This is a genomic window from Cytobacillus massiliigabonensis, assembly GCF_900199725.1.
Classification (GTDB): Bacteria; Bacillota; Bacilli; order Bacillales; family Cytobacillaceae; genus Cytobacillus; species Cytobacillus massiliigabonensis.
The window spans coordinates 261,018-276,314 of record NZ_LT904902.1; the positions used below are offsets into that span (position 1 = coordinate 261,018).

The 15,297-nt window shown below is 36.6% G+C and carries 17 protein-coding genes; 3 read left to right on the forward strand and 14 right to left on the reverse strand.

The window, feature by feature from the left end; all coding sequences use genetic code 11:
- Positions 1–23: 23 nt before the first annotated feature.
- The 5 genes from C1726_RS01615 to C1726_RS01635 form a co-directional block, all read right to left on the reverse strand.
- Positions 24–419: a DUF3397 domain-containing protein gene (locus tag C1726_RS01615; protein WP_102271556.1), complete on the reverse strand. Its 396-nt coding sequence runs from the start codon at positions 417–419 to the stop codon at positions 24–26.
- A gap of 2 nt (positions 420–421) precedes the next feature.
- Positions 422–1,327 (reverse strand): 2-dehydropantoate 2-reductase, encoded by a 906-nt coding sequence (locus C1726_RS01620; protein ID WP_102271557.1) that lies wholly within the window; start codon positions 1,325–1,327, stop codon positions 422–424.
- A gap of 134 nt (positions 1,328–1,461) precedes the next feature.
- Complete coding sequence (locus C1726_RS01625) at positions 1,462–3,003, reverse strand: acyl-CoA carboxylase subunit beta (protein WP_102271558.1); 1,542 nt, start codon at positions 3,001–3,003, stop codon at positions 1,462–1,464.
- A gap of 41 nt (positions 3,004–3,044) precedes the next feature.
- Positions 3,045–3,257, reverse strand: coding sequence for an acetyl-CoA carboxylase biotin carboxyl carrier protein subunit (locus tag C1726_RS01630; RefSeq protein WP_102271559.1), 213 nt, complete (start codon positions 3,255–3,257; stop codon positions 3,045–3,047).
- Between the two features lie 12 nt (positions 3,258–3,269).
- On the reverse strand, positions 3,270–4,613 hold the full coding sequence (locus tag C1726_RS01635) for an acetyl-CoA carboxylase biotin carboxylase subunit (RefSeq protein WP_102271560.1): 1,344 nt from the start codon (positions 4,611–4,613) through the stop codon (positions 3,270–3,272).
- 317 nt (positions 4,614–4,930) lie between these two features.
- Here C1726_RS01635 and C1726_RS01640 point away from each other — a divergent pair, with 317 nt between their 5' ends.
- A complete protein-coding gene (locus C1726_RS01640) occupies positions 4,931–5,404 on the forward strand; it encodes an N-acetyltransferase (RefSeq protein ID WP_102271561.1) in 474 nt (157 codons plus the stop codon).
- Positions 5,405–5,481: 77 nt separating this feature from the next.
- Here C1726_RS01640 and C1726_RS01645 read toward each other — a convergent pair whose 3' ends face one another.
- From C1726_RS01645 to C1726_RS01660, 4 genes are all read right to left on the reverse strand, one after another.
- Positions 5,482–6,063: an RsfA family transcriptional regulator gene (locus C1726_RS01645; protein WP_102271562.1), complete on the reverse strand. Its 582-nt coding sequence runs from the start codon at positions 6,061–6,063 to the stop codon at positions 5,482–5,484.
- Between the two features lie 95 nt (positions 6,064–6,158).
- Positions 6,159–6,914: an enoyl-CoA hydratase/isomerase family protein gene (locus C1726_RS01650; RefSeq protein WP_102271563.1), complete on the reverse strand. Its 756-nt coding sequence runs from the start codon at positions 6,912–6,914 to the stop codon at positions 6,159–6,161.
- Positions 6,915–7,010: 96 nt separating this feature from the next.
- Positions 7,011–7,184, reverse strand: coding sequence for a 50S ribosomal protein L32 (gene rpmF / locus C1726_RS01655; protein WP_053475556.1), 174 nt, complete (start codon positions 7,182–7,184; stop codon positions 7,011–7,013).
- Positions 7,185–7,261: 77 nt separating this feature from the next.
- Positions 7,262–7,786, reverse strand: a complete 525-nt coding sequence (locus C1726_RS01660; RefSeq protein ID WP_102271564.1) for a YceD family protein — start codon at positions 7,784–7,786, stop codon at positions 7,262–7,264.
- Positions 7,787–7,960: 174 nt separating this feature from the next.
- Here C1726_RS01660 and C1726_RS01665 point away from each other — a divergent pair, with 174 nt between their 5' ends.
- Positions 7,961–9,178 carry a nucleotidyltransferase gene (locus C1726_RS01665; RefSeq protein ID WP_102271565.1) on the forward strand — a complete coding sequence of 406 codons (1,218 nt, stop codon included), beginning with the start codon at positions 7,961–7,963 and terminating at the stop codon, positions 9,176–9,178.
- Positions 9,179–9,192: 14 nt separating this feature from the next.
- Here the strand turns inward: C1726_RS01665 and C1726_RS01670 are convergent, their stop codons facing one another.
- Together C1726_RS01670 and C1726_RS01675 are read right to left on the reverse strand one after the other, a co-directional pair.
- Positions 9,193–10,209 carry a SepM family pheromone-processing serine protease gene (locus tag C1726_RS01670; RefSeq protein WP_102271566.1) on the reverse strand — a complete coding sequence of 339 codons (1,017 nt, stop codon included), beginning with the start codon at positions 10,207–10,209 and terminating at the stop codon, positions 9,193–9,195.
- Positions 10,199–10,999, reverse strand: coding sequence for a patatin-like phospholipase family protein (locus C1726_RS01675; protein ID WP_102271567.1), 801 nt, complete (start codon positions 10,997–10,999; stop codon positions 10,199–10,201). The genes C1726_RS01670 and C1726_RS01675 overlap by 11 nt, the downstream gene beginning before the upstream one ends.
- 192 nt (positions 11,000–11,191) lie before the next feature.
- Between C1726_RS01675 and ylbJ the strand changes: the two genes are divergently transcribed.
- Positions 11,192–12,409: a sporulation integral membrane protein YlbJ gene (gene ylbJ, locus C1726_RS01680; protein ID WP_102271568.1), complete on the forward strand. Its 1,218-nt coding sequence runs from the start codon at positions 11,192–11,194 to the stop codon at positions 12,407–12,409.
- A gap of 41 nt (positions 12,410–12,450) precedes the next feature.
- On the opposite strand, the gene coaD is transcribed toward ylbJ, so the two are convergent.
- The 3 genes from coaD to C1726_RS01695 all read right to left on the reverse strand — a co-directional run bounded on the left by coaD (position 12,451) and on the right by C1726_RS01695 (position 15,244).
- Positions 12,451–12,936 carry a pantetheine-phosphate adenylyltransferase gene (coaD, locus tag C1726_RS01685; RefSeq protein WP_102271569.1) on the reverse strand — a complete coding sequence of 162 codons (486 nt, stop codon included), beginning with the start codon at positions 12,934–12,936 and terminating at the stop codon, positions 12,451–12,453.
- Positions 12,937–12,980: 44 nt separating this feature from the next.
- On the reverse strand, positions 12,981–13,535 hold the full coding sequence (rsmD, locus tag C1726_RS01690) for a 16S rRNA (guanine(966)-N(2))-methyltransferase RsmD (protein WP_102272332.1): 555 nt from the start codon (positions 13,533–13,535) through the stop codon (positions 12,981–12,983).
- Between the two features lie 290 nt (positions 13,536–13,825).
- Positions 13,826–15,244: a stalk domain-containing protein gene (locus tag C1726_RS01695; RefSeq protein WP_102271570.1), complete on the reverse strand. Its 1,419-nt coding sequence runs from the start codon at positions 15,242–15,244 to the stop codon at positions 13,826–13,828.
- Positions 15,245–15,297 lie beyond the last annotated feature (53 nt).

Here is a 15,297-nt window from a genome sequence, read left to right on the forward strand (position 1 = left end):
CAAGCAGTTATAAAAAGAATTGATTATTGTACAGAAACAAATGTATTCACACTTTGAACAAGTCCAATGACGGTTAGGACAACATATGCCATAAAAAACAAAAGAAAATTAAAACGCCAATAACCTCGGAAAACACGCAAGAAATCTATTTCCTTCTTGACTTTCCAAAAAATAAAGACAAATATAATGGCTATGATCAGCATAAACAAAATAATCAGCCAAAAATAATTATGTTCCCAGATCGTTAAAATTAAATAATGGACCGAAAAAATAAATAATAATGTAGTGATATCTAATGCAATACGTACTGACCAGCGATGCCTCTTCGTTATTTGCTTACAAATGATAAAGACTAGTAAGTAGCCTAATAGCGGGATTGTCACAAAAGTAGCAATAATTGATGAAAAAATAGAACCCATCTTTAATTCTTCCCCCTTTCATACTCCTTTCCTTTAATCAGATGATAGAAGTTTTCTGAAAACGGAGCATTCAATAGCTTTCCCCTTGCTTCTTCTAGAACAAATCCAAGAATTGCATCAATTTCTGTTTGGCGTTGTTCATCCAGATCCTTTAGCATGGATGAGCGATTTGCAGCAGTTTTCCTGGCGATGCCCTCTAAATGCCGAAAGGTTTTCTCCTTGTCTTTAATATTCAAAATAGTGCTCACTTCTTTAAAAAATTCCTTGAATAGGTAATGATAATGAGGATTCTTAAGGAGCATTCCGTTATTTACATTTAATACTGCTGTTAATGGATTAATAATTGCATTGACTATCAGCTTTTGAACAAGCATTTCGTTATAATCCTTTTGTAAATCAAATGGAAAATTCCGAATGGGTACTCTCAGTAATTCTGCTAATTCAGATTCGTTCATCCCTTGATATAATGCTATATTAATTAATCCATCTCCCGTATGTATGATGTGATTTTCCTTTATTTTATTTGCACCATGCTCGACCGTACCAACAGCAATCGTTTTATCATTTAGCTCATTCAGCAGCTTTAAATGACCCATCCCATTTTGGAGAAACAAAATTGTACCGTTTTCTGAGGTAATCGAGGATTTCATTTTTTCTATAACATCTAATAGCTGGTACTGCTTTACAGTTACAATGGTTAGCTCTTCAACATCATTCCAGCCAGAAAATAACGAAACATTGACCGCTTCATTGATTAACTTTTTTTCTTTTTCAAAAATAAGTCCTTCCTTTAACAATTTGTCCATTTGCTTTTTTGAGCGTACATATACATGAACTTCATGCTGCTTCATTAAATAATGAGCAACCAACAGGCCAATAGAACCTCCACCAATGATACCTATTTTCATAATTACCTCTTATTTTTTAAGTATTTAGTCATATTTTAACAGAAAAATAAAAACTGATGGGGAAGAAAGTTAAAGAAACGGCTAAAACAATAAAAAGACTCCTTCTCACGTAAAAAGGAAGGAGCCATGAAGGATTACACTGGATACACAGGATGTTTACGCACACTAAAATTTAATTCCTTCGTTTCATATAAATCAAATCTTTGTATAAGTACATTTCTTAAATCAAATGGTGAGACAATATCGTCAACAATTAATTCTGAAGCTAATTTATATATATCAATATGCTCACTATATTCTCGCTGTTTTTCCTGAATATAGGCTATTTTTTCTTTCGGATCCTCTATTTTCTCAATCTTATTTGAATAAACGGCGTTTACTGCCGCTTCTGGTCCCATTACAGCTATTTGAGCTGTAGGCAAAGCAATACAGCAATCTGGTTCAAACGCAGGTCCTGCCATGGCATATAATCCTGCTCCATATGCTTTTCTAACGATAACTGATATTTTCGGAACAGTTGCAGAACTCATTGCGGCGATTAGTTTTGCACCATGACGGATAATTCCAGCCTTTTCTACTTTTGTACCAATCATAAAACCTGGTACATCAGCAAGAAATAGCAATGGGATATGGAAAGCATCACATAGCTGTATAAATTTTGCCGCTTTATCAGCAGAGTCAACAAAGAGAACTCCGCCTTTTACACGCGGCTGATTAGCAATAATCCCTACCGTTCGACCGCCTATACGTGCAAGCCCCGTTATTAATTCAGCAGCAAAAAGCTTTTTGATTTCAAAAAAACTGCCTTCATCAATTAAAGAATCAATACATTCATACATATCAAATGGAGCATTTTGATTCTTAGGAATAATTTCTTCTAAATCACGACCTTGTTTCGGTTGAACATTATCATGCTTTTTAGGCTTCTCTTTAAAATTCGCAGGAAAATATGTAAGGTATGTTTTTGCAAGTTGAATCGCTTCTTCTTCATTTAATGCAAGAATATCACCACAACCGCTTACTGAGCAATGCATTCTTGCTCCACCCATTTCTTCAAGGGTAACTTTTTCACCGATAACCTTTTCCGCCATCCTTGGTGAACCAAGGTACATAGATGCATTCTTATCAACCATTATCACAATGTCACAAAAAGCAGGAATATAGGCTCCCCCTGCAGCAGAAGGACCGAATAATAAGCAAATTTGCGGAATCATTCCTGAAAGTTTCACCTGATTATAGAAGATACGTCCTGCCCCGCGCCGATTCGGAAACATCTCAAGCTGGTCTGTTATTCTTGCACCTGCAGAATCTACTAAATAAAGGAGAGGAACCTTTAATTTTTCAGCCGTTTCTTGAATACGGATGATTTTCTCTACCGTTCTTGCCCCCCACGAGCCAGCTTTTACCGTAGAATCATTCGCCATGACGCAAACAGTTTGCCCATGTATCTTGCCTATTGCCGTAACGACTCCATCTGCAGGCAAATCCTTTTCTGCACAATTCGCAAATTTTCCGTCCTCTTCATAAAATCCATTATCAAAAAGGAGTTCAAGCCGTTTCCTTACAAATAATTTATTTTGTTCTTGCAACTTTTCATGGTATTTCGAAAGTCCACCCGCTTCAATTTCTCTGCTTTTTTCCTTAAGTTTTTCAGCTAATGTATTTGCAGTTGTCATTCTAATCCTCCTCCTTTTCTATAAGCGAATAATCATCAGATTTACTCCAGAACGAGCAGCACATCTCCTTCATTTACAAAATCTCCAATATTTACTTTCACTTCGGATACTTTCCCATCTGCCTGGCTTTCGATAGGAATTTCCATTTTCATGGATTCGATCATTAATACATCTTGACCAGCCGTTATCTCGTCCCCGCTTCCAACCATAATATTTAAAACTGTTCCTGCCATAGATGATGTAATTTCTTTCACAATCTATTCCTCCTATTCGATGATTAAAGTTTTATTTGTTAAAAAGCTTGTGGAATAATTGCCACTGATAAAATCACTATCTTTTAAAATTTCCTTAAACAAAGGAGCATTTGTTTTAATCCCCTTAATGATTAAATCACTGAAAAACAGCTCCGCCTTCTCAATTGATTCTTTTCTTGTATTTCCATAAATTATACATTTAGCAATCATTGGATCATAAAAGGGAGAAACGGTTGAGTTTGATGAATAACCCGCATCTACTCGTACACCAGGAAATTCCTTCCAGTTAAATTCTTCCAATTTACCTGGTGATGGGAGGAAGCTTTTTGGATCTTCTGCATACAAGCGAAATTCAATCGCATGCCCTTTTTGCTGTATATCGTTTTGTGATTGAGGGAGCTTTTCTCCTCTTGCTACAAGGATTTGCCACTTTACTAAATCAAGACCAGTAATCTGCTCCGTTACAGGATGCTCTACCTGCAATCTTGTGTTCATTTCAAGAAAATAGAAATTTTCTTGTTCATCTACAATAAACTCAATGGTGCCTGCATTTTTATAATTTACTGCTGCAGCTGCCCTAATAGCTGTATCATACATTTCCTGCTTTGCTGAATCTGATAAAGATGGAGATGGCGATTCCTCGACAACCTTTTGATGCCTTCTTTGAATCGAACAATCTCTTTCATATAAATGAACAATATTTCCAAAATCATCGCCAAAAACTTGAACTTCTACATGTCTAGCATTATTTATATACTTTTCAACAAATACTTCCTCAGAGCCAAAATATGCTTTTGCGCGGGCCTTTGTTGACCCAAACGACTTAGCGAGCGCTTGCTCATTTTCACAGCGTACCATTCCAATACCCCCGCCGCCGCCACTAGCCTTCAGCATAACAGGGTAACCCATTGATTCTGCAAGCCTAATCGCTTCTTCAAGTGTAGAAGTCCCTTCCTCACTTCCTGGTACGACCGGAATCCCTGCATCCATCATTGTTTTTCTCGAAACAATTTTATCTCCCATTAACTCGATCGTATCTGGATCTGGACCAATAAAAATAATTCCGGCTTCATGGACAGCTCTTGCAAAATCTGCATTTTCCGAGAGGAAGCCATAACCAGGATGAATTCCGTCTACCCCTTCATTCTTTGCAATCTCAAGGATAACCTCAGAACGCAAATACGATTTATTAACAGCAGGTTCACCAATATTGAATGCATACGTTGCCGCTTTAACAAATGGCATGTCTGAATCAGCATCTGAATAAACCGCAACAGTTTCAATGCCCATACGATGACAAGTATTCATAATCCGTAAGGCAATTTCTCCCCTGTTAGCAATTAGAATTTTCTTCACCCAAGATCCCCCTTCTTTCATTGCTGCTGTAATTAAAAAGAGATAATTAGTTAAAGCATAGAAAGATTCTCGGATATTTTCTAAATCTTTCTACAATACAATATATTTCTACAATCTTTTCTCTTTTTCCTGCTAAATTTGAAAACGCTTCCTAATTTTTTTATTATGCTTTAAATTGCTAACTATTTAAGTGCAGAATTTTTCGTTTTTTTGTTATATAATAAGAATTATAGGAAGATATATTTTCATTGAAATTTTAACTTAAATAGAAATAATTAATTTATTCATCTATTGCAGCAATGAAGGAGAGGTTAGAGATGATGTATAAGGTTGAAAAGTTAAAAGTAAATTACAAAACACTTGAGGAGTTTAAAAAATTTAGAGAATACGGTTTACAGGAGCTTTCAATGCTCGAAGACCTTGAGGCTAATATTATTGAAGATGATAGTGTTTCCCCATTCTATGGGATCTATTTTGGAGACAAATTAGTTGCTAGGATGAGCCTATATCAAGTAGAGAAAAAATTTGATCGCTACTTTGACCCTGCTCAAGATTATTTAGAGCTTTGGAAGCTCGAGGTAATTGCCGATTATCAAAAGAAAGGGTATGGCAAAGCACTTGTAGAATACGCAAAAAGTTACGGTCTCCCTATTAAAACGAATCCAAGAGTTAAATCTAAAGATTTTTGGGATAAGATGGGATTCTCTTCTGTTGCTTATGAAATGGAAAGAGATCTTGGAGAAAATCCTCTTGTCTGGTATCCAGAGGGAGTTAAGGAGCAATCACATTAGAAAGAGGCCACCATCAAGGTTAAAGCGGACAATATATGTCCGCTTTTTTCATTTACACTCAATTTTTCTTTAATCATCTACACTTTTTGCTCATGATCCTCATCCTTTAATTCAACAAGCTTTCTTGCTCTTTCCATTATATTTATTAATGCTTTGTAGTCTGCTTGAATAGAATTTAAATCTTTAAGTAATTTTTCATTTTCAGATGCTAGGTAATACAATTGCTTTTCAAGGTTTTGAATCCGCTCTTCATACGTTTTAATATTTTCATCCTGCAAGCTTGACTGTTCAGCCTTTTCATATAAACTTTTTAAGTAAGTGACCAATTCTTCAAATTCCCACAACTTTTTCTCTTCTTGATGGGCAACAACTTCATCTTCCAAAATATAGTCTGTATCTTGCTTTATATCCTCTACTGGCGGATTATTCTGCTTTCTTTCCTTTCTTTGTCTTTTAGCAAGCTCAATACCAGATTTATATTGTTTTCTAACATATGAATTCCATCGGAAACCGCATGCTGCAGCTGTTCTTGTTAGTTCTTTGCCTACTTTATCAAATGCTTGCAGCTGTGTTCCTCCTTCTCTAATATGGCGAAGCACAATCTCTGCAAGCAGCAAATCTTCATCATGAGTCCACGCATCTTGACGAGTCGATGACATCAGTTCACCCTCCTAGTGTTTTTTATTAATAATATGCTTATGCTAGAAAAGATAGACTGATATCCTGTTTGAAACTCCACAATTATCGTAGTTTTTTACTTTTTTAAAAATTTCTCCACTTGCTTATGATGTGCTTCCCCTTGCCATAGCACTGCACAGTTTCTTACTTCCTGCTTTACTCTCTCCTCGACACCTGCTTCTGTCCATTTCCTTATAAACAGCTTTTTATAAGATTTTAAAACAGCCCCTTCTAGTACTAGCATTTTATTTAAATAAGCTCTGCAGCTTTCTAGCGGGTCACCTGTATAAATCGATTGGAAAAAGCCCATTTCTTGTAATTCGACACTACTATACAAACGAGCCTCCATCAGCATTTTCATCGCATTTGCAGAAGACAGCTTTTCAGACAGAAAGGTACCGCCGCCCCAGCCCGTAGTGATTGCGAGTGTACCTTGAATAAAACCTGCCTTAACATCCTTCCTCGCAATCCGATAATCACAAGCCGAAGCTAGCTCACAGCCCCCTCCAACCGCGACGCCATTTAACAGGGCGACAGTTGGTTTTGCCAAGAAAAACAATTTAATAAGAAGCTCTGACATTCTGTTTAACATCTCAAATGCCTCTTGTTCCGTTTTCAATTGGTGAAAGGATGATAAATCTCCCCCCGAACAAAATGCTCTATCACCCGCACCAGTAATAACTAGTGCCTTAATTCGATCTTCTTCAGCTGCTGCCAGCGCTTCTTCTAACCCATCCATCACTTCATAGCTTATTGCGTTCCTTTTCTCTGGTCTGTTAATAGTAAAAACTAACAAGCCATCTTTATGTACTTCTAACAAATATGGTTTCATACTAATCTCCTTTAAAATGTATTTATATTTATTGTATTAAAAATGACAAAAGCACAAGAACATGATGTTCTTGTGCTTTTTATGTCAGTCGAAAAATTAGTTATTAACAACTTCTTTTCCTTTGTATGTTCCGCAAGCTTTACATACGCGGTGAGCAAGTTTCATTTCACCACAGTTTGGGCATGATACCATACCAGGTACCTGTAATTTAAAATGGGTACGACGCTTTCTCTTTGCAGTTTTAGAAGTTCTTCTAAAAGGTACAGCCATTCTTCCCACCTCCTTAAAAAGTTATGAAGGCCAGATCATGCTGGATTCTTCAAATAGTTACTTGTTTTCTTCCACTCTTATGAGTCAGAAGAAGGATCATTTTGATCAAAAAATTGAGCAAGTCCCGCAAGACGAGGATCAATTCGTGCCTCTTTGTCTCGCTCTTGAATAACCTCCCAATCCTTACCGGATTGCGGAGCCCCTTCTTCACTGCTATCTGTGCAGAACACTTGCATGGGAACCTCGAGTAATAGGATCTCCTGAATGACCGGCATAAGATCAATCACTTCACCCTTTACTTGATGAACCTCCTCTTCAGTTTCATAATCCAAACCTTTTAAGAGGAAAGTTTCTGTTGTTTCCACATTAATTGGGAATTTTACGTCAACTAAAGTACGAGAACAAGGAAGTATTAAGTGACCGTTAATTTTCAAATGAAAAGTCACCTTAGCAGAGTCAATATCTGCTCGACCGGTTATATGCATTGGTGAAGCATCTCTGATCGTTGGATCAATCGTTTTGATCTCACCCACATTGACTATTTCATCTAACGGAAAATCCTTGCTTCGATGTTTTTGTAACTGACTTAAAGTCCATTTCATACGAATCACCCCAAGGCAACAAAGGTAATTATAGCTTTCATATAATTATTTGTCAATATTTTTTCTTTACAGTATAATGTGAGCATTATCAGCTTATTATAACCTATTTTTAGCTTATTTGCTTAGTTTTCTCATGACTTCCCAATTTTAAACGAATGAAAAGGAGAAATGAATATGAATGCTGTTGGTGTAATTGTGGAATATAATCCTTTTCATAATGGACATGCGTTTCATATCGAAGAGGCAAGAAAATACGCAAATGCTGATGTTGTTATCGCTGTAATGAGCGGAAACTTTCTTCAGCGGGGAGAGCCTGCAATTGTGTCAAAATGGAAAAGGACTGAAATGGCGCTGAGGGCAGGTGTTGATATTGTCTTTGAACTACCTTATGTATTTGCAACGCAGCAAGCAGATACATTTGCAAGCGGTGCTGTTTCTATTCTTGAAGCTGCAGGGTGCCATTCCCTATGTTTTGGCAGCGAATCAGGCAGTATGAATAGTTTTAATAAAACAGTTGCATTTTTACAAAATCATAATGAGATATACCAGCAGCAAATTAAAACCTTTTTAGAAAAAGGGTACAGTTACCCGAAAGCGACATCATTAGCCTATCATACTCTTTCTCCAGATAATGATCTAATTGATTTATCAAAGCCGAATAATATTTTAGGCTACCAATACATAAAAGCAGCGAATACATTGCATGCATCCATAAAGATTTTCACTGTCACAAGAAAAAATGCAAATTACCATGATCCGCATTTTGCATCTGAAACAATTGCAAGTGCAACAAGCATCAGAAAAGCTCTTTTCTCAATGGATGGACAGCTTGAGTCAGTCCGCCAGTATGTACCTGAAACTACTTATACTAGCCTTTTGGAATATAAGGAGCAATATGGACTTTTCCATGACTGGGAGCTATACTGGCCCTATTTAAAGTTTCGGCTTATCCAAATGACTCCTGAACAGCTTAAAAATATTTATGAAGTAGAAGAAGGCTTAGAAAATCGAATCCTTTCCTCTTCACTAGAATCTGAAAGCTTCCAGCAATTTATGGAAAAACTTAAAACAAAACGGTATACGTGGACAAGACTTCAGCGAACATGCGTCCATATCCTTACGAATACTACAAAACAAGATATGTTTATGAAAGAGGACAAGGCATCCTATCTAAGGCTATTAGGAATGACAGCCGCAGGGAGAGAATATTTAAATAAATATAAAACTGACTTTTCTCTGCCAATGATCTCCAAAGTCTCAGCAGCAAAGAACAATCAGCTTTTACTGGATATTAAAGCGTCAAGAATTTATGCCATGGGTGCTCCTGGATCCAGCCAAAAAAAACTGCTTGAAAAGGAATTCAAGCAGCCTCCAATTATTGTTGCAAAATAGCGGCATATTGCCTGCTATTTTGCTTTAAGATTCATGAGATATGTTATTGCTTCATCAAATGTATCAATAGGAATAATTTTCATTTTTGTTTTTATATCTTTGGCTGTTTTTACTGCTGCTCTATAGTTCGAATCGGAAGCACCTTTTTCATTCGGAGCAAAAAAGATCTCTGCACCTGCTTTATCTGCAGCAATAATTTTTTGCTCAATTCCGCCAATCGGACCAACATTTCCATTTAAATCGATTGTACCAGTACCAGCTATAGGATATCCTCTTGTTAAATCTTCTTCTGTTAATTGATTATAGATTTCCAATGAAAACATAAAACCAGCTGAAGGTCCGCCGATATCCTCGCTATTAATTGTCACATTTGGCGTTACAACAATTTCCTTATCATCAACAAGAGTGATTCCAACTCCTGCCTTCCCTGTTTCTTTCAATAGCTTTAAAGGGATTTTCACCTCATTAATTTCCTCATTCCGGTCAATCGCAAAGGTTACTTCATCTCCAGCACTTTTTCCTGAAACATACTGTATAAATTGCTCTGAAGACTCAAATTCATTCCCGTCAACCTTAAAAATCCGATCACCTGCTTCTAATTTTCCTTCCGCAGGCATTCCTGGCATCACATTTAGGACAAATACACCATTATAGTCATATTCAATTGGAATACCAGCTTTTTTATACGCAGTTTCAATAGCTGCTAATTTAGAGGTCGCCATTAAATGAAGCTGACGGACATTATATTCCTTATCTGTCTCATTTTCATTTCGAATAGCCTTTATCGGGAAAATTTCCTGATATTTACTAAGTTTTGCAATCGCGTAAGAATAAATATTGGCTCTTCCCATCCTCACAGTAGTTAACATAAAACTTCCTTGTTCATCAAACCCATTCTCTACTTCAATGATCGGTTCAAGCTCCTTTGCCATTCCCGGCTTTGAAACGTAGAAGGGGAGATAATAAAATGAAGTGATTAGGATAATGATTGCTGCGATAATGAAGGAACGTATAAAGTATTTATTTCTCATTTACGTCTCTATGCTCCTTCCATTCTTTAATGATTTTTTTTATTGAATTTATTTGCTTCCTTGTTTCTTGTTCCCCAATTAAGATAATTTCATCAATATTTGTGAAAGCTCTTGAACTATACATTTCAACACTCGGTCGGATCATTATATCGGAATCTACTGCTCTATAATTAACTAATTCCATCTGCATAATATCAAGGCTTTGCATAATGACATCATATATTGAAGTGATTTCAGTATTTGTTTTCACTTGAGAAACATCTATTGCTATAACAATATCAGCACCCATTTCCTTCACAACCGAAACAGGTACCCTATCAACAACTGCTCCATCTACTAATAGACGTCCATTTAATTTCTCAGGTACGAAAATTCCGGGAATAGAGATACTTGCTCGTACCGCATCAGCTATTGGACCTTTATTAAATATAACCTTTTCACCTGTCATTAAGTCTGTCGCCACCACTTGAACAGGAATATCCAGCTGTTCAAGCATTTTTCCGTGCGTAAAAATCCGAATCAGTTCTTTAACCTTTGTTCCTGCAATAAAACCCATTCGTGGGATTGTAAAGTCCAAATAATATTTTCTTTTAAAAGCTTTCGATAATTTATATAAACGATCGATGTCTAGTCCTGCACCATAAAAACAGCCAACCATGGCACCCATGCTGCTGCCGGCAATTAAATCAATGGGGATCCCTTCTTCCTTTAATACTTTAATTGCCCCTAAATGGGCAAATCCCCTCGCTCCACCTGACCCTAAAGCCAGGCCAATCTTTGGCCGATGCAAAAGAATCCCCCCTTTATATATACAAATCAACGACCATGTTCAATCTTATGGTCTTTTTTTTCATTCTATGAGTATATTGATTTATATGAGGACAAGTATGACAGGCAAATTACTATTTTTTTATATTATAGTAGCATTTTATTTCAAAATCTATTTTCATTGTAAGTTCACCTTTTGAGGGAGGATCTGCCCGTGTTTCGTTCTAAGCTAAAAACAATCATCCTTGCATTAACTGTTACATTGATGGCGATTTCGCTCATCTCATTTCCTCAAGAGTCTGTTGATGCTTCCATAAGGGGTCTAAATATGTGGTGGGAAATTGTATTTCCCTCGCTTTTGCCATTTTTCATCGTATCCGAAATGCTTATCGGGTTTGGGGTTGTGAAATTTATTGGCGTTCTGCTGGAACCGCTTATGAGACCATTATTTAGAGTTCCTGGTGTTGGCGGCTTTGCTTGGGCGATGGGTATGGCAAGCGGCTATCCTGCAGGTGCAAAATTAACAGCAAGACTCAGACAAGAAGGCCAATTGACAAAAATTGAGGCTGAACGTCTAGTTTCTTTTACAAACTGCTCAAATCCTCTGTTTATATTTGGCGCAGTATCTGTTGGTTTTTTCCATAACGCACAGCTTGGTATCATCCTCGCAATAGCTCATTACCTTGGAAATTTCTCTGTTGGTCTGCTTATGAGATTTTACGGCAGGAAAAAGGAAGAAACACAAAAAGAGAAAAAAAGAAAGCCATCCTTGAGAGCAGCTTTTTCAGCTCTTCATCGAACAAGAATTAATGATAACCGGCCGATCGGCAAGCTTCTTGGAGATGCAGTCATGTCTTCAATAAAAACATTACTTATGATTGGAGGATTTATCATCCTCTTTTCAGTCTTAAATAAACTCCTTTTCCACGTCGGTATAACTGGTCTTCTAGCTAAAGCTTTAGAGTATATATTAACTGCACTTCATTTGCCAATTGAATTAAGCATTCCATATATTTCGGGAATATTTGAAATTACTCTCGGAAGCCAAATGACCAGTCAGGTTCAGCAGGCCACATTCATGCAGCAAGCTGTTATCACAAGCTTTATCTTAGCCTTTAGCGGCTTTAGTGTTCAAGCTCAGGTTGCAAGTATACTTGCACAGACAGATATTGACTTCAAACCATTTTTTATCGCACGAATTTTCCACGGCTTTTTTGCAGCATTTTATGCTGCCATCCTATGGAAGCCCGTATTTGAACGATTCTACAATACAGAACAGCCTTCAAATGCGATCCCAGTTGGAATCTTTGAGGAAGGCTCTTTTATACAAAGATGGTATGTATTTATTGTTGAAACAGGCCCCATCATTACCATTTGTGCATTAGCTATTTATGTTCTACTTCTGGCAAAAAGATTAAAGAACCATTCATAAAGCTTTTATAATGACTAACGAGCACATGAAGTGCTCGTTAGTCATTTTCCTTCAAACTTTTCTTTTAAAGCCATTTCGACTGAATACGGAACTAGCTCTGATATTTTCCCGTTATATTTTGCTACTTCCTTTACAATACTGGAGCTTAGAAAAGAATACTGATTATTCGTCATAATAAAGAATGTCTCGATTTCATCATTTAACACCCGGTTCATCGATGTAATCTGCATTTCATATTCAAAATCTGAAACGGCTCGAAGTCCTCGAATAATCGCGCTCGCATTTACACTTTTTGCATAATCAACAAGCAGCCCTTGAAAGGAATCAACTTTGACATTCGGAATATCTTTGGTAACTTCTTTGATTAATTCAATTCTTTCGTTAACAGAGAAAAGCGGGTGCTTAGCAGAGTTATTTAACACCACTACATACAGCTGATCAAAAACCTTAGCTCCTCTTTTAATAATATCCAAATGTCCATATGTAATCGGATCAAAGCTTCCAGGGCAAACAGCGATAGCCCCCATAAAAATCCCCCTCATTTTTATAAAATAGCCTGAAACTCAGCTTGTCATTTAGTAAATTCATAAATAGTAATCGCAATGATTCCATATTTCTCATGTTTGCGAACTCCTAATTTCCCAACTGTTTCAGGGAGCTGGATATCTGAACCATGCTCACATATGATTGTACCGTTTGGAACAAGCAGCTGCTCCCTTTCGATCCACTCAAGAAGCTTTAAAAGCTGCTGTTTTTTGTAAGGTGGATCCAAAAAAATAAATTGGAAGGCAAGCTCCCTTTTTATTACAGCCTTTAGTGCCCTTTCAGCATCATTGCGAAAGATTTCAACGAAGTCTTCTAGCTCGCATGTTTTCACATTTTCGTGAATAGTCTGAATTGCCTTCCCATCCCGATCCACAAAAATAACCCTCTCTGCACCTCTGCTTAAAGCTTCGATCCCTAGTCCGCCGCTTCCCGCAAATAAATCAAGTCCTACTCCACCATCAAAGTATGGACCAATGATATTGAAAATTGCTTCTTTCACTTTATCTGTTGTTGGCCTAGTTGAACTGCCAGGTACAGCTTTTAAAATTTTCCCTTTACGGGTCCCAGAGATTACTCGCATCTTATCACCACACACATTTTCATTAATCAATTTTTCCTTCCTATCCTATCACAAATGATTTGAATAGAAAACATTTGTCCGATATGAAAAATATCTGTTTCTCGTGTATATACGTTTCCATTATGGAAATAATGTGATTAACAGCATCTATACGAGGATGTTGTTGCCAACCGCGGAGAAGACTTACGTTTCCCCATAAGTTCTTCCTCCGGTTTCTCCTCTCCCTTTGCCTTCTATCCTAGAATAGGATATAGAAGGACCCTGCAGAAATTTCTGCAGGGTTTTCTTTTTTATATGGATATCCTAATGTCTTCTGCACCTTCATCAATGGAAACTTTAAATAATTGCTGAAGCCATTGCTTACTAATATAATATTCTCCATTTAAATTCGTTAATGGATTTTCTAATAATCCATAATCTTCTTCATTGTAAATAAATATATTTCGATTTAAGTAGAAACGATAGCTGTTATTGTCCTTAAATACTAATATTGTCTCATGATCTGGAAGCATCGTTACCTCAAAGCCCAATCCTTTTAAAGTATCTATAAATGGATATAGAATCAAATTTCCTTTAATAATAGCCTCAACATCACTTTTTTCTTTTTCATTAATAATAATACTTCTTGGATCATAATAGTAAAAAGGAATAAATGGAACAGATTTACTATTATTTAATGTAAAAAATCGTGTGTGATGCCCTTTCATTTCATAGATAAATCCATCCAGCTTTGCAGCAGTGATTTCAGCTGATTCATTGTTTACTTGATTGAATAAATGCTTCATCTCTTCCTTAGATAACTTCATATTTAATTCCTTAAGGATGAACTTTCCCTTCTCCGTTTCAGGCTCCAGCTTTGCTGTATAAGAAGTTAAGACATCCAACAGCCATTTCTCTTTATTGGGTATTCCTTTCAATTTTGTTTCGTAGTATTGACCAACTAGCTTGCGCTTTAAATCTTCTTTTTTAATAATTGGTGAAGTAATCATCAATCCTCTGCCAGTTTTCTCCCCCGATTGATTAGTAAAAACAACAGATAAATATGGAAAACCTGTCAGGTTCTTTAGATCTTCAAATTGAAATTCATTGTTCTTTCCCAACTTGTCCTTATAAAAAGCAATTTGATGACTATCTTGGCTTTTATAAAGAGCTTTTGGCTGCCAAAACAAGGATGGAGCATCCCCCATACCAGTAAATAAGTAATAATCAATTAAATCCATTTCCTTTAATCCCATTAAGGGTGCTCCTGCAATCCAGGTGCCTTTTCTTCTAAATGTATCAATGATCTCTATATCTGTCGTTCTTACCTTAACCTCTGAAATTTTTGTTGTCCACTCATTGAGGAAAAAGGATGCATCTTCTTTTTGAATGGGTATCGTATATTGAAATACGAGAGAATTCTGATCAGGTAAAAATGTCTGTGGATTTTCATCCTTAGAGTCACATAAATCTCCATTGTCTTTTACACATGTCCACTGAAAAAGTTCATTTGGTATAATGACTTTATATTCTTTTTCTTTTGTAAGACCTGATATACGCTGTGATATAAGCAAGTCTTTCTCACTAGATTGAACAGTAAGCTCTTGTGTTACTGTTTCAGCAGGATCTATTTGGCTTTCTTGCTTTGAGTATGCTTTCCATTGCATGGACAGCATAGCTCCAATAGCTGTTATTAAAGCCACAAATAATAAACTAGCTGTTCTCCACATTGGTATTCCCCTTACCTTTATATCCTTTACATTTACAATATCAAATCCTTCGA